The organism is Actinomycetospora chlora (assembly GCF_039542135.1).
GTDB classification, from domain to species: domain Bacteria; phylum Actinomycetota; class Actinomycetes; order Mycobacteriales; family Pseudonocardiaceae; genus Actinomycetospora; species Actinomycetospora chlora.
This window is the reverse complement of the sequence record NZ_BAABHO010000038.1, coordinates 1-22,338: the sequence shown is the minus strand read 5'-3', so window position 1 is coordinate 22,338 and position 22,338 is coordinate 1. Positions and strand designations below refer to the sequence as shown.

At 75.0% G+C, this 22,338-nt stretch carries 16 protein-coding genes; 8 read left to right on the top strand and 8 right to left on the bottom strand.

All coding sequences use genetic code 11. The annotated features are described in order from the left end of the window. Nucleotide 1: 1 nt before the first annotated feature. The 3 genes from ABD994_RS21310 to ABD994_RS21300 are packed head-to-tail and all read right to left on the bottom strand — an operon-like array spanning nucleotide 2 to nucleotide 2,518. Nucleotides 2-937 carry a class I SAM-dependent methyltransferase gene (locus tag ABD994_RS21310; RefSeq protein ID WP_345419763.1) on the bottom strand — a complete coding sequence of 312 codons (936 nt, stop codon included), beginning with the start codon at nucleotides 935-937 and terminating at the stop codon, nucleotides 2-4. Continuing rightward, complete coding sequence (locus ABD994_RS21305) at nucleotides 934-1,713, bottom strand: enoyl-CoA hydratase/isomerase family protein (RefSeq protein WP_345419760.1); 780 nt, start codon at nucleotides 1,711-1,713, stop codon at nucleotides 934-936. The genes ABD994_RS21310 and ABD994_RS21305 overlap by 4 nt, the downstream gene beginning before the upstream one ends. A 40-nt stretch (nucleotides 1,714-1,753) precedes the next feature. After that, nucleotides 1,754-2,518: an ABC transporter ATP-binding protein gene (locus ABD994_RS21300; RefSeq protein WP_345419831.1), complete on the bottom strand. Its 765-nt coding sequence runs from the start codon at nucleotides 2,516-2,518 to the stop codon at nucleotides 1,754-1,756. 172 nt (nucleotides 2,519-2,690) lie between these two features. On the opposite strand from ABD994_RS21300, the gene glgX reads away from it, so the two are divergent. Continuing rightward, on the top strand, nucleotides 2,691-4,748 hold the full coding sequence (glgX, locus tag ABD994_RS21295; protein ID WP_345419757.1) for a glycogen debranching protein GlgX: 2,058 nt from the start codon (nucleotides 2,691-2,693) through the stop codon (nucleotides 4,746-4,748). A 36-nt stretch (nucleotides 4,749-4,784) separates the two neighbouring features. Here glgX and ABD994_RS21290 read toward each other — a convergent pair whose 3' ends face one another. Beyond that, nucleotides 4,785-5,792, bottom strand: a complete 1,008-nt coding sequence (locus ABD994_RS21290) for a DUF559 domain-containing protein (protein ID WP_345419754.1) — start codon at nucleotides 5,790-5,792, stop codon at nucleotides 4,785-4,787. Nucleotides 5,793-5,802: 10 nt separating this feature from the next. Further along, the gene (glgP, locus tag ABD994_RS21285; protein ID WP_345419751.1) at nucleotides 5,803-8,337 is read right to left on the bottom strand and encodes an alpha-glucan family phosphorylase; all 2,535 of its coding nucleotides are present in this window, start codon (nucleotides 8,335-8,337) and stop codon (nucleotides 5,803-5,805) included. Nucleotides 8,338-9,909: 1,572 nt separating this feature from the next. On the opposite strand from glgP, the gene ABD994_RS21280 reads away from it, so the two are divergent. The 6 genes from ABD994_RS21280 (at nucleotide 9,910) to ABD994_RS21255 (ending at nucleotide 19,627) form a co-directional block, all read left to right on the top strand. Beyond that, nucleotides 9,910-12,006: an alpha-1,4-glucan--maltose-1-phosphate maltosyltransferase gene (locus tag ABD994_RS21280; RefSeq protein WP_345419828.1), complete on the top strand. Its 2,097-nt coding sequence runs from the start codon at nucleotides 9,910-9,912 to the stop codon at nucleotides 12,004-12,006. 57 nt (nucleotides 12,007-12,063) lie between these two features. Then, on the top strand, nucleotides 12,064-12,573 hold the full coding sequence (locus ABD994_RS21275; RefSeq protein ID WP_345419749.1) for an FxsA family protein: 510 nt from the start codon (nucleotides 12,064-12,066) through the stop codon (nucleotides 12,571-12,573). Between the two features lie 50 nt (nucleotides 12,574-12,623). Next, nucleotides 12,624-14,411: a maltose alpha-D-glucosyltransferase gene (gene treS / locus ABD994_RS21270; RefSeq protein ID WP_345419746.1), complete on the top strand. Its 1,788-nt coding sequence runs from the start codon at nucleotides 12,624-12,626 to the stop codon at nucleotides 14,409-14,411. After that, nucleotides 14,411-15,856, top strand: a complete 1,446-nt coding sequence (locus ABD994_RS21265; RefSeq protein ID WP_345419743.1) for a maltokinase N-terminal cap-like domain-containing protein — start codon at nucleotides 14,411-14,413, stop codon at nucleotides 15,854-15,856. The genes treS and ABD994_RS21265 overlap by 1 nt, the downstream gene beginning before the upstream one ends. An 80-nt stretch (nucleotides 15,857-15,936) precedes the next feature. Then, the gene (gene glgB, locus ABD994_RS21260) at nucleotides 15,937-18,168 is read left to right on the top strand and encodes a 1,4-alpha-glucan branching protein GlgB (protein WP_425550095.1); all 2,232 of its coding nucleotides are present in this window, start codon (nucleotides 15,937-15,939) and stop codon (nucleotides 18,166-18,168) included. 61 nt (nucleotides 18,169-18,229) lie between these two features. Further along, nucleotides 18,230-19,627, top strand: coding sequence for a neutral zinc metallopeptidase (locus ABD994_RS21255; protein ID WP_345419740.1), 1,398 nt, complete (start codon nucleotides 18,230-18,232; stop codon nucleotides 19,625-19,627). 66 nt (nucleotides 19,628-19,693) lie between these two features. Here the strand turns inward: ABD994_RS21255 and ABD994_RS21250 are convergent, their stop codons facing one another. Next, nucleotides 19,694-20,707 (bottom strand): tetratricopeptide repeat protein, encoded by a 1,014-nt coding sequence (locus ABD994_RS21250; RefSeq protein ID WP_345419737.1) that lies wholly within the window; start codon nucleotides 20,705-20,707, stop codon nucleotides 19,694-19,696. Between the two features lie 29 nt (nucleotides 20,708-20,736). Beyond that, a complete protein-coding gene (locus tag ABD994_RS21245; RefSeq protein ID WP_345419734.1) occupies nucleotides 20,737-21,054 on the bottom strand; it encodes a thiamine-binding protein in 318 nt (105 codons plus the stop codon). Between the two features lie 60 nt (nucleotides 21,055-21,114). Here ABD994_RS21245 and ABD994_RS21240 point away from each other — a divergent pair, with 60 nt between their 5' ends. Next, the gene (locus ABD994_RS21240) at nucleotides 21,115-21,618 is read left to right on the top strand and encodes a MarR family winged helix-turn-helix transcriptional regulator (RefSeq protein ID WP_345419731.1); all 504 of its coding nucleotides are present in this window, start codon (nucleotides 21,115-21,117) and stop codon (nucleotides 21,616-21,618) included. Here the strand turns inward: ABD994_RS21240 and ABD994_RS21235 are convergent. After that, nucleotides 21,594-22,338, bottom strand: a 745-nt coding sequence (locus tag ABD994_RS21235) for an ATP-binding cassette domain-containing protein (RefSeq protein WP_345419728.1), incomplete at its 5' end; no start/stop codon positions are given. The genes ABD994_RS21240 and ABD994_RS21235 overlap by 25 nt on opposite strands.

The window sequence follows — 22,338 nt, the reverse complement described above, 5'->3', positions numbered from 1 at the left end:
GTCAGCTCGAGAGCGCCACCGGGTCCGGCGGCCGCACGCCCGTGACCAGCGCGTTGTAGAACAGCGAGCGCGGCACCACCCGCGACAGGCGCGCGTCCAGCCGCGACAGGCGCTGCCAGGTGCGGTAGGCGAACATCGCCCACCCCATGCCGAGGCGCTCCGGCGGCACGGCGGCCTCGAACGTCCGCACCGGCCACCCGAACACCGCGGCGGTGAGCTCCTCGGTGACGACGCGGACGTCGACGGCGCCCGCGGCGTGGGCGAAGCGCTCGAGACGGTCGGGGTCGAAGACGTGCTGGTCGACCACCGACTCCAGCGCCGCGGCCCGCGACGACTCGTCGAGCTCGGCCGGCGGGCGCAGCCACGACGCCGGCGCGAACCGCGTCGTCGCCCACCACGTCGCCTGCCCCAGCTTGCGGGCGTAGAGGTCGCCGATCCGCGTCGGCTCGCCGGCGAACACGAACCGCCCACCGGGCCGCAGCACCCGCAGGATCTCGCGGAACGCCGTGTCGAGGTCGGGGATGTGGTGCAGCACCGCGTGGCCCACGACGAGGTCGACCGACGCGTCGGGCACCGGGATCGTCTCCGCGTCGGCCACCCGGCCCTCGACGTCGAGGCCGAGTCCCGCCGCGTTGCGCGTCGCGACCGCGACCATGCCCGGCGAGAGGTCGGTGACCGTCCCGCGCCGCGCGACGCCGCCCTGCATGAGGTTGAGCAGGAAGAACCCGGTGCCGCAGCCGAGCTCGAGCGCGTGCTCGTACGGGCCGGGATCGGGTGACACCGCCCGGAAGCGGTCCACCGCGAACGTCGTGCAGCGCTCGTCGAACGAGATCGACCACTTCTCGTCGTAGGTGTCCGACTCCCAGTCGTGGTAGAGGACGTTGGCGAGCTTGGGGTCGTCCCGCGCCGCGTCGACCTCGGCCTGCGTGGGACTCATCGGCCGAGGAACTGGGCCTTGCCCGGCCCGTTCTCGACGAACGACCGCATGCCGATCGTCTGGTCCTCGGTGCCGAACAGCGCCGCGAACACCTCGGACTCGAACGTCAGGCCGTCGCGCAGGTCCATGTCCAGGCCGCGGTCGATGGCCTGCTTCGCGGCCGCCAGGGCGCGCGTCGGGCCGTTCGCGAACTGCGCGGCCCAGGCGTGGGCCCGGGTGTAGACCTCGTCGGCGGGCACGACCTCGTCCACGAGGCCCAGCTCGAGGGCCTCCTTCGCCTTGACGAAGCGGCCGCTGAAGATGATGTCCTTCGCCTTCGCCGGGCCGACCAGGCGCGCGAGCCGCTGCGTCCCGCCGCCGCCGGGGATGATCCCGAGCAGGATCTCCGGCTGGCCGACGGTCGCGTTGTCGCCGGCGATGCGCCGGTCGCACGACAGCGCGATCTCGAAGCCGCCGCCCAGGGCGTAGCCGGTGATCGCGGCGACGACCGGCTTGGGGATCTCCGAGACGGCGCCGAACCCGCGCGACAGCTCGTGGGTGCGCTCGGCCATCTCGGCGTACGAGAGCTCGGCCATCTCCTTGACGTCCGCGCCCGCGGCCAGCGTCTTCTCGCCGCCGTAGACCACGACGGCCCGGACGTCGGCGCGGCTGGTCGCCTCCGCGGCCACCTCCGCGATCTCGAGGTTGACCTGGCGGTTCACCGCGTTCATCGGGGGGCGGTCCAGGCGGATCGTGCCCACCCCGCCGTCCACCTCGAGCCGCACGAACTCCGTCACTCGACGAGCCTCCTCGATCGGTTCCTGGGTCGGCCGGACACTATCGCCGGACCGCGGTGAAGCGCCGCCGCCGGCTGGAGAGCTCGAGCGGCTGCCCGAACGTCGCGGAGAGGTTCTCCGAGGTCATGACGTCGTCGAGCAGCCCCTGGGCGACCACCCGGCCGTCGCGCATGAGCATCACGTGGCTGCAGTTGGGTGGGATCTCCTCGACGTGGTGGGTCACCATCACCGTCGCGGGGCCGTCCGGGTCGGCGGCGAGCTCGCTGAGCAGCTCGACGAGGTCCTCGCGGGCCCCCAGGTCCAGCCCGGCGGCGGGCTCGTCGAGCAGCAGCAGCTCGGGGTCGGTCATCAGGGCCCGCGCGAGCAGCACGCGCTGGCGCTCGCCGGTCGAGAGCGTCCCGTAGGCGCGCCGCGCCAGCGCCGACACGCCCATGATCTCGATGAGCCCGAGCGCGCGGCGGTCGTCCTCGTCCTCGTAGCGCTCCCGCCAGGTGCCGAGCACGCCGTAGCCCGCGCTGCGCACGACGTCGAGCACCGGCTCGTCCGACGGCACCCGCCCGGCCAGGTTCGCGCTGGCCAGGCCGATGCGCGGGCGCAGGTCGAACACGTCGACGCGGCCGAGCCGCTCGCCGAGCAGCTCCACGGTGCCGGTGGTCGGGTGCATCTCGGCGGCCGCGAGGCGCAGCAGCGTCGTCTTGCCGGCGCCGTTGGGGCCGAGGACCACCCAGCGCTCGTCGAGCTCGACGGTCCAGTCCAGGTCGGCCAGCAGCTCGGTGCCGCTGCGCCGCACCCCGACGCGGTCCATCCGGACCACGGTGTCCGGGTCCGCCGCCCGCTCGATCGTGCCCTCGGTCACGCCGGACGCCTGCGGTCCGGCTCCGGCCTGCGGGTCCCGGTACGTCACGACCGCCATCCTGACGGATCGGCCCCCGCGACGGGCGACGGGCCCGGGGGCGATCGGGCACGATCCCCCCACGATGGCGAGCACCCTCCCCGACCTCCCCGACGCCCGCGGCACCCACCTCGACGGCGACGTGCTGCGCGCGTGCGTGCCGGCGACCCCGAGCGCCGAGGCGGTGGAGCTGTGCCTGCCCGCCGAGGGTGGCGAGCGCCGCGTCGAGCTCGCCGGCGGGAGTGACGGCTGGTGGCGCGGCGAGGTCGGCGGGATCGCCCCGGGCACGGCCTACGGCCTGCGCGTGCACGGGCCCTGGGACCCCAGCCGGGGCGTGCGGACCAACCCCGCCAAGCTCCTCGTCGACCCGTGGGCCCGTCGTGTCACCGGCAGCGTCACCGCGCTCGCCGAGGCCCGCGCGTACGCGGGCTCCGACCCGTTCGGCGAGCGGCGCAGCGACGTCGACTCGGCCCCCGTGGTCCCCCACGGCCTCGCCACGGCCCCCCTGGACGACGCCGCCGGCCCGCGGCCGTCGGTGCCGTGGGCGGACACCGTCGTCTACGAGACCCATGTGCGGGATCTCACGATGCTCCACCCCGACGTCCCCGAGCACCTGCGCGGCACCTACGCCGGGCTCGCGCACCCGGCCGTCGTCGAGCACCTCGCCCGGCTCGGCGTGACCACCGTCGAGCTGCTCCCGGTGTTCGCGCACGCCGACGAGCCGTCGCTGCTCGCCCGAGGTCGCCGCAACCACTGGGGCTACTCCACGCTGGCGTACCTCGCCCCCCAGCCGCGCTACGCCGCGACACCCGGCCGCGAGGTCGAGGAGTTCCGCGCGATGGTCGCGACGCTGCACGGCGCGGGGCTCGAGGTCGTGCTCGACGTCGTGTTCAACCACACCTGCGAGGGCGGCGCCGACGGGCCGTCGCTGTCCTGGCGGGGTCTCGACGCCGCCGGCTGGTACGCCCTCGACGCCCACGGCCGCGACGTCGACCTCACCGGGTGCGGCAACACCCTCGACCCGGCCTCGCCGCTCGTGCGCGCGCTGACCCTGGACTCGCTGCGCCACTGGGTGACGACGATGGGCGTCGACGGCTTCCGCTTCGACCTCGCGTCGACCCTCGGGCGCCCCCGCGGCGGCGGGTTCGACCCGGCGGCGCAGCTGCTCGCCGACATCGCGTCCGACCCGGTGCTCTCGCGGGTCAAGCTCATCGCCGAGCCGTGGGACGCCACCGGCGAGGGCTACCGGGTCGGCGGCTTCCCGCCGGCCTGGGCCGAGTGGAACGGGCGCTTCCGGGACGACGTCCGCGACTTCTGGCGCGGCCACGGTCCGCTCTCGGCCATCGTCACGCGCGTCGCCGGGTCGTCGGACCTCTACTGGCCGGCCCGCACCCCGGCGGCGTCGGTCAACTTCGTCACCGCGCACGACGGCTTCACCCTCGCCGACCTCGTCGCCTACGAGCGCAAGCACAACGAGGCCAACGGGGAGGAGGGCCGCGACGGCACGGACGACAACCGCTCGGCCAACCACGGCGTCGAGGGCCCCACGTCCGACCCGGCGATCCTCACGCTGCGCGCCCGCCAGGCCCGCAACCTCCTCACGACGCTGCTGCTCTCGGCGGGCACCCCGATGCTGCTCGGCGGCGACGAGCTGGGGCACACCCAGCACGGCAACAACAACGTCTACTCCCTCGACGACGAGACCTCCTGGCGCTCGTGGGCCCACCCCGACCTCGTCGACTTCGTCGCCCGCGCGCTGGCCCTGCGCCGCGCGACCCCGGCGCTGCGGCGCACCGACTTCTTCTACGGCCGCGCCGACACCGACCCCGACGGCGCCGCCCCCGACGTCGCCTGGCTGCACCCCGACGGCCGCGAGCTCACCGAGCCCGACTTCCACGCCCACGGCCGGACGCTCGTGGTGCGCATCGACGGCGAACCGGCGCTGCTGCTGGTGCTGCACGCCGGCGACGCGGCGGTCGACGTGCTGCTGCCCGACGCCTTCGGCGACGCCGCCTGGGCCCCGGTGCTCGACCCGGGCACGCCCAGCGGCGCCCCGCCGTCGACCGACCCGCTCCCGGCCGGCGGGACGCTGACCGTCCCGGGCCACACGGCGCTGGTCCTCCGCGCGACCCCCCGCGGCTGAGCTCGGTGGCGAACCCCGCGCTGAGCGCGGGTTCCGTCACCGAAGCCGGCGGCCCGCCAGGGTCCGGCGCAGCGCTCCGAGGAACGCGTCCGGGTCCTCGTGCAGCTCGTACCAGTGGGTGCGCAGGACGACCCACCCGGCGGCCGCGAGCGCGGACTGGCGTGGTCCGTCGCGCAGGAACGCGCGCAGGTCCCGGTGGTACGCCCACCCGTCGATCTCCACGACCACCTTCTCGGCGGCGAAGACGAGGTCCCCGAGGACCGGCCCGAACCCGGGCAGCACGATCTCGGCGTTCGCGCCCCAGCCCGTGATCCCCGCGCCGCGCAGGAGCCGGTGGGTCCGTCGCTCGGCCTCCGAGCGGGCACCGCCGTCGGCGAGCGCCAGCAACCGCTGCGCCCGGACGGCCCCGTGACGACCCGGCCGGCGCTCGTGGGCCGCGTGCAGGGCCGCCAGGTCCACCCGTCTCCGCAACAGGGCCCGGTCCACGAGCCGCGAGCCGTCCTCGAGACCCAGGCACACCGCTGCGTCGAGCACGGTGACCGCCCGGGTCGTGATGCGCAGGCCGTTCAGGCTGGTGCGATCGGCGGGTGCCACCTCGGCACGGAGGACGCGCACGCCGGGGCGTGGCCGTGGCTGGTGGTCCCGGCCGACGGCCACCTCCACCTGTGCCGGCGCGACGTCGAGGAAGCCCCACCACCACGCCGCGGACCGCCCGACGAGCACGGCATCGTCGCCGAGGGACAGCATCGCCGCCCAGGTCCGCGACGTCGGGGTGTCGTCGTGCTCGCCGACCCGGTAGACACGCGGCCCTGCCGACCACCAGGCACGGGACGCCACCCGACGCCCGACGGCGTCGTCGCTGAGGCCGGCCGCTCGGGCCTGCGCGAGGGAGACGACGCCGGCCTGGCGGCGCACCTGGCGGCGGAACCTGCTGCGTTGCTCTGAGGTGCTCACACCCGGGTTCGACGCAGCGACGGGCCGGACGGCTCCCTCGCCGTCGACGACCTCGGTGACGAACTCCGCGCTGAGCGCGGGATCCGTCACCGAGGATGCACTAGGCCGGCAGGACGACGCGTCCCAGCTCCGCCGGGGCGGCGAGGAGGTCGTGGCGCGGCAGGACCCGCACCGTGTAGCCCAGGACCCCGGCGTGGGGCAGGGCGACGACGGCCTCGAAGCGGTGCGAGCCCTCGGGGCCCGGGCCGATCGGGGTCATGGCCTCGACGGTCGCGCCCGACAGCTCGTCGGCGTCGTCCGCGCGTCCGACCACCGCCTGGACCAGCACCTCGTCCGGGGAGAGGCCCCCGAGGGCGACCTCGGCCCGCACGGTCATGGGGGCGCCGAGCACCGGGGTGTCGGCGCCGCCGGAGGCATCGACCTCGGCCACCGACACCGAGTCCCACGCCGCGTCGAGACGGGCGCGGTAGGTGGCGAGCTCCTTGGCACCGGCGAAGGCGTCGGCCACGACGCGCGCCGCCGACCGGGCCGCCGGGACGTACCACTGCTCGACGTAGTCGGTGACCATCCGCGTCGCCTGCACCTTCGGCGACAGCGTCGCGAGCGTGTGCCGCACGAGCGCGGTCCAGCGGTCCGGCACGCCGTCGGCGCCGCGGTCGTAGAACAACGGTGAGACCGTCGACCCGAGCAGCTCGTAGAGCGCGTTGGCCTCGATGTCGTCGCGGCGGTCGGGGTCGTCGACGCCGTCGGCGGTCGGGATCGCCCAGCCGTTGCGGCCGTCGTAGAGCTCGTCCCACCAGCCGTCGCGCACCGAGAGGTTCAGCCCTCCGTTGAGGGCCGACTTCATCCCCGACGTGCCGCACGCCTCCAGCGGACGCAGCGGGTTGTTGAGCCAGACGTCGCAGCCCCAGTAGAGGTAGCGCGCCATCGACATGTCGTAGTCGGGCAGGAACGCGATGCGGTGCCGCACGGCGGGGTCGTCGGCGAAGCGGACCATCTGCTGGATCAGCCGCTTGCCGGCCTCGTCGGCGGGGTGCGACTTGCCGGCGATCACCAGCTGCACCGGCCGGTCCGGGTCGAGCAGGATCGCCTTGAGCCGCTCGGGGTCGCGCAGCATCAGCGTCAGCCGCTTGTAGGTCGGGACGCGGCGCGCGAAGCCGATCGTGAGCACGTCGGGGTCGAAGACGCGCTCGGTCCACGCCAGCTCGGGCTCCGACGCGCCGCGCTGGAGCCACGACGCCCGCACCCGCCGGCGGACCTCCTCGACGAGGCGGCGCCGCAGCGTCCCGCGCATCTCCCAGAGCAGCGCGTCGGATACCCCGAACAGCTCCGGGCTGCCCGCGGCGGACGCCCCGGCGGTCAGCCCGGCGATCTCGCGCGCGGTCCAGGTGGGGCCGTGGACGCCGTTGGTCACCGAGCCGATCGGCACCTCCGGCGCGTCGAACCCGCCCCAGAGCTGCTGGAACATGCCGCGCGAGACCTCGCCGTGCAGCTGCGAGACCCCGTTGCTGCGCTGCGCGAGGCGCAGGCCCATGTGCGCCATGTTGAACATGTCGCCGGCGGGCTCGCGGCCCAGCGTCAGCACCCGGGCGGGCTCGATGCCCGGCAGCATCTCGGCGGTGAAGTAGTGCTCGACCAGCCCGATCGGGAAGCGGTCGATGCCCGCGGGCACCGGCGTGTGGGTGGTGAAGACGGTGCCGGCGCGGACGGTCGCGAGCGCCTGGTCGAAGTCGAGCCCGGCGTCGGCGACGAGCTCGCGGATGCGCTCGAGGCCGAGGAAGCCGGCGTGGCCCTCGTTGGTGTGGAACACCTCGGGCGCCGGGTGGCCGGTCAACGCGCAGAAGGCGCGAACGGCCCGCACGCCGCCGATCCCGACGAGGATCTCCTGGCGGATGCGGTGCTCGGCGTCGCCGCCGTAGAGCCGGTCGGTGATCTGGCGCAGGTCGGGGTCGTTCTCCTCGATGTCGGCGTCGAGGAGCAGCAGCGGTACCCGCCCGACCGACGCCTGCCAGACGCGCGCCCGCAGCGTGCGGCCGCCGGGCATCGCGACGCCGACGAGCAGCGGCGTGCCCTCGGAGTCCTGGAGCAGGTGCAGCGGCAGCCCCTGCGGGTCGAGCGCGGGGTAGTTCTCCTGCTGCCAGCCGTCGAGCGAGAGCGACTGGCGGAAGTAGCCGGAGCGGTAGAGCAGCCCGACGGCGATCAGCGGCACGCCGAGGTCACTGGCGGCCTTGAGGTGGTCGCCGGCGAGGATGCCGAGCCCGCCCGAGTAGTTCGGGAGCACCTCGCTGACGCCGAACTCCATGGAGAAGTAGCCGACCGCGCTCGGGCCGTCGCCGGTGCGCGTCTGGTACCAGCGGGGCTCGGCGAGGTAGCGGCGGAGGTCCTCGGCGCGCTCCCGCACGCGGTCGACGAACGCGGGGTCCTCGGCGAGCTCGGCCAGCCGCTGCGGGCGCACCTCGCCGAGCAGCCGGACGGGGTCCCCGTCGACCGCCCGCCAGGCCGCCTCGTCGACGCCGGCGAACAGGTCCTGGGTGGGCCCGTGCCACGTCCAGCGCAGGTTCGTGGCCAGCTCCTGGAGGGGCGCGAGGGCGGCCGGGAGCTGGGCGCGGACGGAGAAGCGACGCAGAGCCTTCACGCGGGCGAACCCTACGGCGCGGCCCCCGACGCGCCGCGCGGTGCCCACCCCTCCTGGATCGATTCGATGACTACGCTGCGCCGCGTGAGCGCGCTGGGGAGATGGTGGCGGTCCGGACGACGTCCCGAGGGGGCGGACCACACCGGTGAGCAGCAGATCGTCGGGACGGACGGGGCCAGCGCGCCGGCGTTCGGGGAGAGCTTCCCGCCGCGGTACGACCCGCGGTACGACCCGCGGTACGACTCCCCCGCCGACCGCGCCGAGGAGCGGACCGAGCAGCGGGCCGAGGAGCCGGCCGAGGTGACCACCGGCCCGCCGTCGACGGGGTGGTGGCGCCGCCGCCGCGGCTGGGGCCCGGCCCACGACGTCGAGGTCGGCCCGCCCCCGCCGCCCGACGCCCGCCCGCACGGCCCCACCACCGGCGGCTTCCCGGTGCCGGGCCGCCCCGGACCCGCCTCCGGCCCGTTCCCGGCGGTCACCGACGTCGCCCCCTCGGGGCCGTTCGCCGCGCCGGACCCGGCCGGGCACCCCACCCCGGGCCCGTTCCCCGCGCCCGACGAGCCCGCCACCGTCGACCTCACCCCGTCGCACGGCTTCCGCGCCGTCGGGTCGGACATGCCGGGCCTCGACGGTGCGGGACCCGACGGGGCCGGCCCGCCGGCGCCGTCGCTGCCCCCGTGGCGCCGCCCGGCCACCCCGCCGTGGGGGATCGCCACCGGCCGTCCCTCCGGTCGCTCCGCCCCGGGCACCTCGCCGACCTCGGCGGACGCCGCCGCATCGATTCCGTCCGTTCCGGGTAGCGGACGCGACATGAGCTCGCCGTCGGACCGCGACCCCGACCTGCCGTCCGGGCGTGCGGCCGCCCCGGAGGCCGTTCCGGACACCCCGGAGACCCCGCAGCCCGAGGCCGAGGTCGACGCCGGCACCGGGCCCGCCGCCCGGGGCGACGCCGCCGCCTGGTTCTCGCCGCGCACGCCCTACGCGCCGCTCGCCCCGGCCACCGAGTCGTCGGAGCCCGAGCCCGAGCCGCCGTCGACGACGGTGTCCGCCGGCCCGGCGCCGGAGAGCGACCCCGGCGCGTCCTGGCGCGCCACGGCCGCGGGCGCGGCCGGCCTGGGCACCGCGGGCGTGCTCGCCCGCGCGACCGACGCCGGGTCCGACGACCGCACCGACCTCTCCGGCGACGTCTCCGGTGACCGCGACGCCGCACCCGTGTCCCCGGGACACGGGTCGACCGTCCCGGCGACCCCTGACGCCACCGCCGCGACGACCGTGACCCCGGCCGCCGCGCCGACCGACCCGGCCACCAGCGAGCCCGCCACCGGCTCCCCGGCGCCGGGCGTCATCGCCGACGACGACCCGCTGGGTGTCGGCCCGCTACCCGACCCCGAGCCCGACCCCGACCCCGTGACGGTCGAGCCGGCCGGCGCCGACGTCCCGGCCGAGGAGCCCGCGGACGCCCCCGCGACCGACCCGACCGCCACCGACCCGGCGCCCGTCGACGAGGCGCCGGCCGCGAGCACGGCCAGCCCCGCCCCCGGGATCCCTGCCGGGGCCATCGACCCCCGTGACCTGCCCGAGGGCCGGATCGGGATCGACGAGGTGACCCCCGAGGTCTCGGGCGGGCGGTTCCCGTCGAAGGCCGTGGTCGGCGAGGTCGTCCCGGTCGAGGCGACCGTGTGGCGCGAGGGCCACGACGCGGTGGCCGCGACGGTGGTCTGGCAGCGCTGCGGCGCCGCGAGCCACGGCCAGGCGCGCGACGCCAGGATTCCGTGCGGCGACGAGGCGCCCCGCAGCACCCGCATGGTCCCGACCGGCCCGCTGACCGACCGGTTCGCCGGCCAGGTCGTGCCGGACGCCGAGGGCCTGTGGAGCTTCCGGGTCGACGCCTGGAGCGACCCGTGGGCGACGTGGCGGCACGCGGTGGAGGTCAAGGCCGACGCCGGGCAGGGCGCCGCCGAGCTGGCCAACGACCTCGAGTCCGGTGCCCGCCTGCTCGAGCGGGCCGCCGAGGGCATCGAGCAGCGCCTGCGCGACTCGCCGCGGCACGCCGACGACGCGCCGGCCACCGAGCGCACCGGCGGGATCGCGATGCCGCCCGTGCTCGACCTGGCCCGCACGCTGACGCGCGCCGCGGAGGGGCTGCGCGACACGAGCAAAGAGCTCCCCGCGCGCCTCGGGCTCGCGCTCTCCGAGCCCGTGCACCGGACGATGACCGAGCACCCGGTCCGCGAGCTGGTCACGCAGGGCGCGACGCACCACGTGCAGGTCGAGCGCTCGCTGGCCCTGACCGGGGCCTGGTACGAGTTCTTCCCCCGCTCCACCGGCGGCTGGGACGAGGACGGCAAGCCCGTGCACGGCACGTTCGCCACGGCGACCGCGCAGCTCGACCGGGCCGCGGCGATGGGCTTCGACGTCGCCTACCTGCCGCCGATCCACCCGGTGGGCAGGGTCAACCGCAAGGGGCCGAACAACACCCTGACCCCGGGTCCCGACGACGTCGGCTCGCCGTGGGCGATCGGCTCCGCCGACGGCGGTCACGACGCGATCGACCCGGCGCTGGGCACGATCGAGGACTTCGACGCGTTCGTCGCCCACGCCCACGACGTGGGCCTCGAGGTGGCGCTGGACCTCGCGCTGCAGTGCGCCCCGGACCACCCGTGGGCGGCGGAGCACCCCGAGTGGTTCACGATCCGCCCCGACGGGACGATCGCCTACGCCGAGAACCCGCCGAAGAAGTACCAGGACATCTACCCGGTCAACTTCGACACCGACCCCGAGGGCATCTACGCCGAGGTCCTGCGGGTCGTCCTGTACTGGATGGAGCACGGCGTCCGCGTGTTCCGGGTGGACAACCCGCACACCAAGCCGCCGAACTTCTGGAACTGGCTCATCGCCGAGGTCCACCGCCGCGACCCGGGGGTGGTGTTCCTCGCCGAGGCGTTCACGCGGCCGGCGCGGCTGTTCGGGCTGGCGAAGGCCGGGTTCAGCCAGTCCTACACGTACTTCACGTGGCGGACCGGGCGCGACGAGCTGCGCGAGTTCTTCGAGCTGCACCGCGACCGGCTCGACGAGTGCCGACCGAACTGCTTCGTCAACACCCCGGACATCCTCCACGAGTCGCTGCAGACCGGCGGCCCGGGCATGTTCGCGATCCGGGCGGCGCTGGCGGCCACGCTGTCGCCGAGCTGGGGCGTCTACTCGGGCTTCGAGCTCTTCGAGCACGAGCCGGTGCGCCCGGGCAGCGAGGAGTACCTCGACTCGGAGAAGTACCAGCTGCGCCCGCGGGACTTCGCCGGCGCGCTGGCCGAGGGCCGCAGCCTGGAGCCCTGGATCACCCGGCTGAACCAGCTGCGCCGCGCGCACCCCGCGCTGCGCCAGTTGCGGACCCTGCGCTTCCACGACACCGACAACGAGGCGCTGCTCGCCTACTCGAAGACCGACCCGCTCACCGGCGACACCGTGCTGTGCGTCGTGACGCTCAACCCGTTCGGCGTCGAGGAGGGCATCGTGCACCTCGACATGCCCGCGCTGGGCCTGGAGTGGCACGAGCGCTTCGGCGCGTTCGACGAGGTCAGTGGCCAGACCTTCGAGTGGGGCGAGGCCAACTACGTGCGCATCGAGCCGTGGCGGGACGTCTGCCACATCATCTCGGTGGTCCGCCGCTGAGGGCACGAATCGGGCGCGCCGTCCGTTGGGCACGGTGAGAGACCTCGGGAGGTCATCGTGCGCATCCTTCTCGCCCTGGCGGTCTACCTGGCCGTCGAGATCACCGTCCTGGTGCTGGTCGGTCAGGCGGTCGGGTTCTGGGGCCTGCTCGGCGTGCTGCTGCTGTCCGCGGTCGTCGGCGCCTGGGCGATCAAGCGGGAGGGCCGCCGGTCGATGACCGAGCTGGTCGAGGCGGCCCGCCGCGGGCGGCCCGCGGAGGCCGAGGTCGCCGACGGCATGTACGTCGCGCTGGCGGGCGTTCTGCTGGTGGTGCCGGGCCTGCTCTCGACGCTCGCGGCGCTGGTCCTGCTCGTGCCGCCGGTGCGCCGGGCGCTCGCCCGCCGGGCCGCCGACCGCGCGGTGCGGGCCGGCAGCGCGCGGCGGGGGCCCGTGGTGACGGTCGTCGGTGCCGGCGGCCCGGCGCCGTGGGACGCCGCGCGGTGGAACGCCGGGCCCGGCCGGGTGCCGCCGTCGCGGGGCATGGTGATCGAGGGCGGCACCGTCGACGAGCGTCCTGACACACCCTGACGTGCCCCGACGCGGCACGATCCGGACCCCGACCACTAGCGTGACGCGTGATGAACGAGGGAGTCACCGCCGTGCCCGCCGTGGACGGGGCAGCGGACGAGCGGCCCGTGCACGACGAGGCGGCGTACGACGCGCCGAGCGCCGCGGACTTCCGCCGCGCGCGGACGCTGCCGGTCGACGACGGGTGGTACAAGCGCGCCGTCTTCTACGAGGTCCTGGTCCGGGCGTTCGCGGACTCGAACCGGGACGGCTTCGGTGACCTGCGCGGGCTCACCGACAAGCTCGACTACCTGGCCTGGCTGGGCGTCGACTGCCTGTGGCTGCCGCCCTTCTACGACTCCCCGCTGCGCGACGGCGGCTACGACATCCGCGACTACCGCAAGGTGCTCGGCGACTTCGGCACGGTCGAGGACTTCGTCGAGCTCGTCGACCAGGCGCACGCGCGGGGCATCCGCGTGATCACCGACCTCGTCATGAACCACACCTCGGACCAGCACTTCTGGTTCCAGGAGTCGCGCCGCGACCCGCAGGGGCCCTACGGCGACTTCTACGTGTGGTCCGACGACGACACGCGCTGGCCCGAGGCGCGGATCATCTTCGTCGACACCGAGTCGTCGAACTGGACCTACGACTCGGTGCGCGGGCAGTTCTACTGGCACCGCTTCTTCGCCCACCAGCCCGACCTCAACTTCGACAACCCCGCCGTGTGCGAGGCGATGATCGACACGCTGCGGTTCTGGCTGGACCTGGGCATCGACGGCTTCCGCCTCGACGCCGTGCCCTACCTGTTCGAGCGCGACGGCACCAACGGGGAGAACCTCCCCGAGACGCACGCGTTCCTGCGGCGGGTGCGCAAGGTCGTCGACGACGAGTACCCCGGCCGCGTCCTGCTCGCCGAGGCCAACCAGTGGCCCGCGGACGTCGTGGAGTACTTCGGCGACGCCGAGGTCGGCGGCGACGAGTGCCACATGGCGTTCCACTTCCCGCTGATGCCGCGCATCTTCATGGCCGTCCGCCGCGAGTCCCGCTTCCCGATCTCGGAGATCCTCGCGCAGACGCCGGCGATCCCCGAGAAGGCGCAGTGGGGGATCTTCCTGCGGAACCACGACGAGCTGACGCTCGAGATGGTCACCGACGACGAGCGCGACTACATGTACGCGGAGTACGCCAAGGACCCGCGCATGAAGGCCAACATCGGCATCCGCCGCCGGCTGGCCCCGCTGCTCGACAACGACCGCAACCAGCTCGAGCTGTTCACCGCCCTGCTGCTGAGCCTGCCCGGCAGCCCCGTCCTCTACTACGGGGACGAGATCGGGATGGGCGACAACATCTGGCTCGGTGACCGCGACGGCGTGCGCAGCCCGATGCAGTGGACACCCGACCGCAACGCCGGCTTCTCGACCTGCGACCCGGGCCGGCTCAACCTGCCGATCATCATGGACCCGGTGTACGGCTACCAGGCCGTCAACGTCGAGGCCCAGTCGAACTCCACGGCGAGCCTGCTGCACTGGAACCGCCGGATGATCGACATCCGCAAGCAACACCCGGCGTTCGCGCTGGGCACGTTCCACGAGCTCGGCGGCTCCAACCCCAGCGTGCTCGCCTACGTCCGCGAGCACGTCGACGCCGACGGCAACCGCGACGTCGTGCTGTGCGTGAACAACATGTCGCGATTCCCCCAGCCGGTGGAGCTGGACCTCATCGCGTGGAAGGACCAGGTGCCCACCGAGCTCACGGGCGGTGTCCCGTTCCCGGCGATCGGGGAACTCTCCTACCTGTTGACCCTCCCGGGTCACGGTTTCTACTGGTTCGCCATCCATCCGGCCGAGGAGCGCTGATGCCCGCCACGAGCCCCGCCGACGGCACGGACCCCCTCGCCGGCCTGCACGACGACCTGCTGGCCTGGCTGCCGAGCCAGCGCTGGTTCCCGGCCAAGGGGCGCACGGTCGCCGGCCTGCGCACGGTCGCGCACGCGACGGTCTCCCTCCCCGACGAGCTGCCGCGCGTCGAGCACGCCGTCATCGCCGTGTCCTTCACCGACGCGGGCGGCAGCGCCGAGGAGCGCTACCAGCTCGTGCTGGGGGTGGCCTCGAGCCCGCCCGGCGACGTCGAGTACGCGGTGATCGGGCGGCGTCCGAACGACCAGGGCGGGCAGGACGTGGTCTACGACGGCCTGGCCGACGGTCGGATCAGCCGCCTGTTCCTCGCGCTCATCACCGAGGGCCAGACGCGCGGCCCGCTGCGCTTCGTCCCGGAGCCGGGCACCGAGGCCCCGATCGTCGGGCCCGGTCGGCCGCTGCTCGGCGAGCAGTCGAACAGCTCGGTGATCTACGGCGAGCGCGCCATCATGAAGCTCTTCCGGCGTGCCACGGCCGGGCTCAACCCGGACCTCGAGCTGCACCGGGCGCTCGGCCGGCAGGGCAGTCACGAGGTCGCCCCGCTGCTGGGCGCGATCGAGGGCGAGCTGGACGGCGAGCCGATGACGGTCGCGATGCTGCAGACCTACGCCGCGAACTCCGCCGACGGGTGGTCGATGGCGCTGACGAGCGTGCGCGACCTGCTCGCCGAGGCCGACCTGCGTCCCGACGAGGTCGGCGGCGACTTCGCCGGCGAGGCGCACCGCATCGGCAAGACCGTCGGCGCCGTGCACATCGAGTTGGCCGCCGCGCTCGGCACGCGGCCGCTCGACGCCGCGGGCGCCGCCGAGGTCGAGGAGTGGATGCTCGAGCGCCTGGAGCGCGCGAGCGGTGTCGTCGAGGGCGTCGCCGAGCAGCACGACGCGATCGCGGCCGTGTACCGCGGGGTGTCGACGGCGGGCCCCTCGACCGTGCAGCGCATCCACGGTGACCTGCACCTGGGGCAGGAGCTGCGCACGCCCACGGGCTGGCTCGTCATCGACTTCGAGGGCGAGCCGTCGAAGTCGCTGGCCGACCGCGTGCGGCCCGACTCCCCCATGCGCGACGTCGCGGCGATGCTGCGCTCGTTCGACTACGCGGCGTTCCACCAGCTGCTCGACTGGGAGCAGTCGGTCGACGGCCCGGACCCGCAGCTGGAGCGCCGCGCGCAGGAGTGGGCCGAGCGCAACCGGTCGTCGTTCTGCGACGGCTACGCCGAGGTCACCGGCACCGACCCGCGCGAGAACCCGGCGCTGCTGCGGGCCTACGAGCTCGACAAGGCGGTGTACGAGGTGCTGTACGAGACGCGCAACCGGCCGGGCTGGGTCTCGATCCCGCTGCGCTCGATGCGCCGCCTGCTGACCGACACGGGCGCGGCCCGGCGCTGAGCCGGCGTGACACCGGATCGCCGCGGGTAGTCCGCCCGGTGGTCGTCCCCCGACACCCCTGATCTCGAGGAGCTCGTAGCGTGCCCGCCGTCCCCGCGCACCGGAGCGTCTCCGTCGCGCCGTCCGACCTCGACGTGCACCTGCTGATGGAGGGCTCGCACCGCGACCCCCACGGGGTGCTCGGGCCGCACCGCGACCCGTCGTCACCCGGGACGGTGGTGGTGCGGGCCCTGCGGCCCGGCGCCGACGAGGTCGACGTCGTCGTCGACGAGGGCCCGACCGCGGGCCGCTACCCGCTCGCCGAGGTCCACCCGGCCGGGGTGTTCGCCGCCGGCGTGCCCGGCCCGCTGCCGCGCTACCGCCTGGCGACGCGGCGCACCGACCCGGGCACGGGCGAGACCGTCGAGACGATCAGCGACGACCCCTACCGCTTCTCGCCGGTGCTCGGGCCGGTCGACCTGCACCTCATCGGCGAGGGGCGCCACGAGCGTCTCTGGGACGCCCTCGGCGCCCACTTCCGCCGCTGGCCCACCCCGTCCGGCCCGGTCGAGGGCACGTCGTTCGCCGTGTGGGCGCCGCACGCCCGCGGGGTGCGCGTGTGCGGCGACTGGGACGGCTGGGACGGCACGGCGACGCCGATGCGCGCGCTGGGCTCCGGGGTCTGGGAGCTGTTCGTGCCGGGCCTGGGCGACGGCACCCGCTACGGCTTCCGGATCCTCTCGCCGGACGGGCACTGGCTGGACAAGGCCGACCCGATGGCCTTCGCCGCGGACCTGCCGCCAGCGCCGGCCTCGGTGGTCACGACGTCGACCCACGAGTGGACCGACCAGGAGTGGATGGCGCGCCGGGACGCGTCCGCGCCGCACGCCGAGCCGATGAGCGTCTACGAGCTGCACCTGGGCTCGTGGCGACAGGGCCTCGGCTACCGCGAGCTCGCCGACGAGCTGGCCGACTACCTGACCGAGACCGGCTTCACCCACGTCGAGCTGCTGCCGGTCGCCGAGCACCCGTTCGGCGGGTCGTGGGGCTACCAGGTCAGCTCGTACTACGCGCCGACCTCGCGGTTCGGCACCCCGGACGACTTCCGGTACTTCGTCGACCGCCTGCACCGCGCGGGCATCGGCGTGATCGTCGACTGGGTGCCCGCGCACTTCCCCAAGGACGAGTGGGCGCTCGCGCACTTCGACGGCACGCCCTGCTACGAGCACGGCGACCCGCGCCGCGGCGAGCAGCTCGACTGGGGCACGCTCGTGTTCGACTTCGGGCGCTCGCAGGTCCGCAACTTCCTCGTCGCCAACGCGCTCTACTGGCTCGACCAGTTCCACGTCGACGGCCTGCGCGTCGACGCGGTCGCCTCGATGCTCTACCTGGACTACTCGCGCGACGAGTGGACGCCGAACCGCTACGGCGGGCGGGAGAACCTCGAGGCGGTGTCGTTCCTCCAGGAGGTCAACGCCACCGTCTACAAGCACCACCCGAGCGCGGTGACGATCGCCGAGGAGTCGACGGCCTGGCCGGGCGTCACGCGCCCGACGCACCTGGGCGGCCTCGGGTTCGGGTTCAAGTGGAACATGGGGTGGATGCACGACACGCTCGACTACGTCGGGCGCGACCCGATGTACCGGGGCTACCACCACAACCAGATGACCTTCTCGATGACGTACGCGTACAGCGAGAACTACGTGCTGCCGCTGTCGCACGACGAGGTGGTGCACGGCAAGGGCTCGCTGTGGACGCGCCAGCCCGGCGACGACGACCGCAAGGCCGCGGGCGTGCGGGCGCTGTTCGGCTACATGTGGGCGCACCCGGGCAAGCAGCTCGTGTTCATGGGCGGCGAGTTCGGCCAGGTCCGCGAGTGGTCCGAGGAGCGCTCGCTGGACTGGGAGCTGCTCGACGACCCGCGCCACGGCGGGCTGCGCCGGCTGGTCGGCGACCTCAACGCCGCCTACCGCGCGCTGCGCCCGATGTGGGAGCTCGACGTCGACCCCGCGGGCTTCTCCTGGATCGACGCCAACGACGCCGGCGGCAACGTCCTGTCGTTCCTGCGCCACGACCGCGACGGCAACCCGGTGGCCTGCCTGGTCAACTTCTCCGGCGTCGACCACCCGAACTACCGCGTCGGGCTGCCGAGCACCGGGCGCTGGCGCGAGGTGATCAACACCGACGCCGACGTCTACGGCGGACGCGGGGTCGGCAACTACGGCGCGGTCATCGCGACGTCGCGCCCGTGGCACGGCCGGCCGGCGTCCGCCGAGGTCACGCTGCCCGCGTCGGGCGTGCTGTGGCTGGCGCCGGACGTCCCGGGCGAATGAACGGGCGGGTCCTGGTGGGTTCCGCGCCCACGCACCGCGACGCCCCGGCATGATGTCGCCCGTGCGGGGATCGCTCGGGCGGGCAGTGGTGGTGCTGTGTGCCGTCGTGGCGGTGCTGTGCACCTCGGGGTGTGCCTTCGCGGTCGACGGGCGGGCCGTCGCCGGGCCGGAGGTCACGGCCGGCATCGACCCGTCGTTCATCCAGGGCACCAACGGCAGCGACGAGGACCGCCTGGCCGCGGCCGTGCTGCGCGACCTCGAGGGCTACTGGGGCCAGACGTTCCCGGCGCTGTCGGGCGGGCAGGCGTTCCCGCCGCTGCGCGGCTACTACTCGGTCGACCCGTCGGGGCGCACCGCGGCACCCGGCGCGTCCGGCGTGCCGTGCCTGGCGAACCCGCGGCAGGTCGAGGGCACGGCGTTCTACTGCCCGGACGGCGACGTCATCGCCTGGGACCGCTCGGGGCTGCTGCCCCAGCTGCGGCGCGACTTCGGCGACGCCGCGGTGATCGTCGTGCTGTCCCACGAGTTCGGGCACAGCGTGCAGGGCCGGCTCGACCGCACGGGCGCGCTGGCCACGGCGCCCACGATCCTGCTCGAGGCGCAGGCCGACTGCTACGCCGGCGTGTTCCTGCGCCGCGTGCGCGACGGCTCGCTGCCCGACCTGCGCACCGGCTCCGCGGGCATCGACGGCGCCATGGGCGCCCTGATCGGCTTCCGCGACCCCGTGGGCACCTCGCCGCGCAACGCCGACGCGCACGGCAACGCGTTCGACCGCGTGACGTCGTTCCAGGACGGCTTCGACGGCGAGCCGCAGACGTGTGCGGCCATGGGCCGCGACCGGGTGTTCACCCAGCAGTCGTTCCGCTCCGCCGAGGACGAGAGCTCCGGCGGCAACCTCGGGCTCCAGCCGCTGATCGACGCGATGCTGCCCGACCTCGACCGCTGGTTCGGCGGCGTCGTGCGCCAGCGCGGCGGGCAGTGGACGACGCCCGCCACGGACAACGGGGCGGCTACCTGCGACGGCGGCTCCGGCGAGGTGCAGGGGCCGGTCGCGTGGTGCGCGGCCGGATCCGGAGGGCCGTCCTCGATCAAGATCGACGAGGCGGGCCCGCTCGCCACCGACCACGCCCGCATCGGCGACTACGCCACCGGCACGCTCCTCGCGTCCCGCTTCGGCACGGCCGCGCTCGCCGGGCTGGGCAAGCCGACCGAGGGTGCCGCCGGCGGCCGGGGCGCGCTGTGCCTCGCGGGCGCCTACAGCGCCGCGGTCGGCACCGGCACCAGCGGCTTCGGTCTCTCTCCCGGCGACCTCGACGAGGCCGTCACGCAGCTCCTCAAGGAGGACACCGCCTCGCGCGGCACCGACGGCGTCCCCGCCGCGGGCACCGGCTACGAGCGCATCCGCGTCTTCCGCGCCGGCGTCGACGGCGGCCCCGACGCCTGCCTCCGCGGCGTCTGAGCCCCACGGGCTGCAGCGAACGGGTATCTCGCTGCTTCTAGGCGCGCGAACTCCCCGTTCGCTCGCTCAGTAGAGCGCGCGGGCCAGGGCGCGGCGGGCGGTGGTGACGCGCTCGTCGTCGGTGCCGAAGAGCTCGAACAGCCCGACGAGGTGGGTCCGGGCGCGGTCGCGGTCGTCGCCGGAGGTGCGGGCCACGGTCTGCACGAGACGGTCGAACGCCCCGGTGACGTCCTGCGCGGCGACCTGGGCGTCGGCGGCCGCGATCTGGGCGTCGACGTCGTCGGGCGCGGCGTCCGCGCGGCCGATCGCCGACGGGTCGGCGGACTCGGCGCGCTGCAGGAACCGCACCTGGGTCAGCGCGGCGGCCGCCTCGGGGTGGTTCGGCTCGCTCGCGAGGATCTGCTCGTAGATCCCGACGGCCGCGGCGTAGTCGCCCCGGTCGAGCGCCTCCTCGGCGGCGACGAGGCGAGGGTCCTCGGGCTCCTCGACCGGGGCGGCCTCGCCGGCCGCGCCGGCCCGCGCCTCGGCCTCGGCGATGCCGGGCATCTGGTCGCGCAGCGCGTCGAGCAGCTGGCCGATCCACTGCCGCAGCTGGGGCTCGGGCTGCACGCCCTGGAAGGACGTCACCGGCTGGCCGCCGGCCACGACGACGACCATCGGGATCGACTGCACCTGGAACGCCTGCGCGATGCGCGGGTTCGCGTCCACGTCGATCTTCGCGAGGATCCACGCGCCGCCGCCCTCGCCGGCGAGCTTCTCCAGCACCGGGGAGAGCTGCTTGCACGGCTGGCACCACTCGGCCCACAGGTCGACGACCACCGGCACCTGCATCGAGCGCTCGATGACGTCGTCCTGGAACGACGCCTCGGTGACGTCGATGACCGTGGCGGGCGCGGCCCCACCGGCGGGGGGCGGACCGGCGCCGTCGGCCGGGGCCGCCGGTCGCTGCTGCGGGGCGGCGCCGGCGGAGCGTTGCTCGGCGCGGGCCTTGAGACCGGACAGGTCGACGGCCCCGGCCATCGCGGAGGACAGAGCTGCGGCCTGTGCCGCCTGGCGGGAATCAGGACGTGCCACGGTCATCAGTCTGCCACTCGGGCGTGACGCCGGACCTAGTGGCGCAACCGCTCCTCGACCCGCGCGACCTTGGCCTGCATCTGGCCCGTGTGCCCCGGGCGGATGTCGGCCTTGAGCACGAGCGAGACGCGCGAGCCGTAGCGTCCCGCGGCCTCGGTCGCGCGGCGCACGACGTCCATGACCTCGTCCCACTCGCCCTCGACCGAGGTGAACATCGACGACGTCTCGTGGGGCAGACCGGACTCGCGCACCACCCGCACCGCCGCCGCGACGGCCTCGGACACCGAGCCGTCCTCGCCCGCCGCGCCGTCGGGCCCGACGCCGGACGGGGACACGCTGAACGCCACGATCACGCCGCCAGCCTGCCACGGATCCACTGCCGGGTTCGGCTCCACTGCTACGTTCGCCTCGCCATGACCGCGTCCGCCCCGCTGCCGTTCGACCCGATCGCGCGGGCCGCGTCGATCTGGGGTGAGCGGATCGGCGAGCCGCGCGCGATGGCCGCCGTCACCAGCGTCATGCGCGTCCAGCAGATCCTCCAGCAGGCCGTCGACGGGGCGCTGCGCGCGCACGGGCTGACGTTCGCCCGGTACGAGGCCCTGGTGCTGCTGCGGTTCTCGCGCGCCGGTGCGCTGCCGATGCGGATCATGGGCGAGCGGCTGCAGCTGCACCCCACGTCGATCACCAACATCGTCGACCGGTTGCAGGGCTCGGGGCTGGTGGCCCGCCGGCCGCACCCGACCGACGGGCGCACGACCCTCGTGGAGATCACCGACGCCGGCCGCGAGCTGTGCGCGGCGGCCACGGCGTCGGTGACGGCGATCGACTTCGGGCTGGTCGGCCTCGACGACGCCGAGACCGAGGCCCTCACCGCCCTGCTCTCGCGCGTGCGTCACGCGGCGGGCGACTTCGCGTAGGAGCGCAGGACGCCGCCGTCGAGGTGGCGGACCTCGTCGACGAGGTCGAGCCCCTCGCCGCGGTGGGCGAGCAGGACCACCGTGCGGCCGCCGACGGCGTCGAGCAGGTCGGCGACGAGCTCCCGGGCGGTGGCCGGGTCGAGACCCTCGGTGGGCTCGTCGAGCACGAGCACGGCGGGGTCCGCGAGCAGCGCGCGGGCCGCGGCGAGGCGGCGCCGCTCGCCGCCGGAGACCCGGCCGGCCTCCAGCCAGGTGTCGAGGCCGTCGGGCAGCCCGGCGAGCCAGTCGCCGAGACGGACCCGCTGCAGCGCCGCGACGAGCTCGGCGTCGGTGGCGTCCGGCGCGGCTGGGTGCAGGTTCTCGCGCAGGGTCGTGGCGAAGACGTGGTCGTGCTCGCCGACCAGCGCGACCGCGCGGCGCCAGGCGTCGCCGGGGACCTCGGCGGCGTCGACCCCGCCGAGGGTGACCGTCCCGGCGCGGGGGTCGAGCAGGCGCAGCAGCACCGCGGCGAGCGTCGACTTGCCCGACCCCGACGCGCCGGTCACGCCGAGCCGCCACCCGGCGGGGAGGTCGAGGGCGAGGCCCCGCAGGGCCGGCTCGGCGCCCCACCCCGCCGTGAGGCCCCGGACCCGCAGCGCGCCGCGGCCCACCGGACGCGGGTGCAACGGCTCGGTCGCGGGCGGGGCGGGAGCCGCGAGGGCGGCGAGCCGGGCCCGGGCG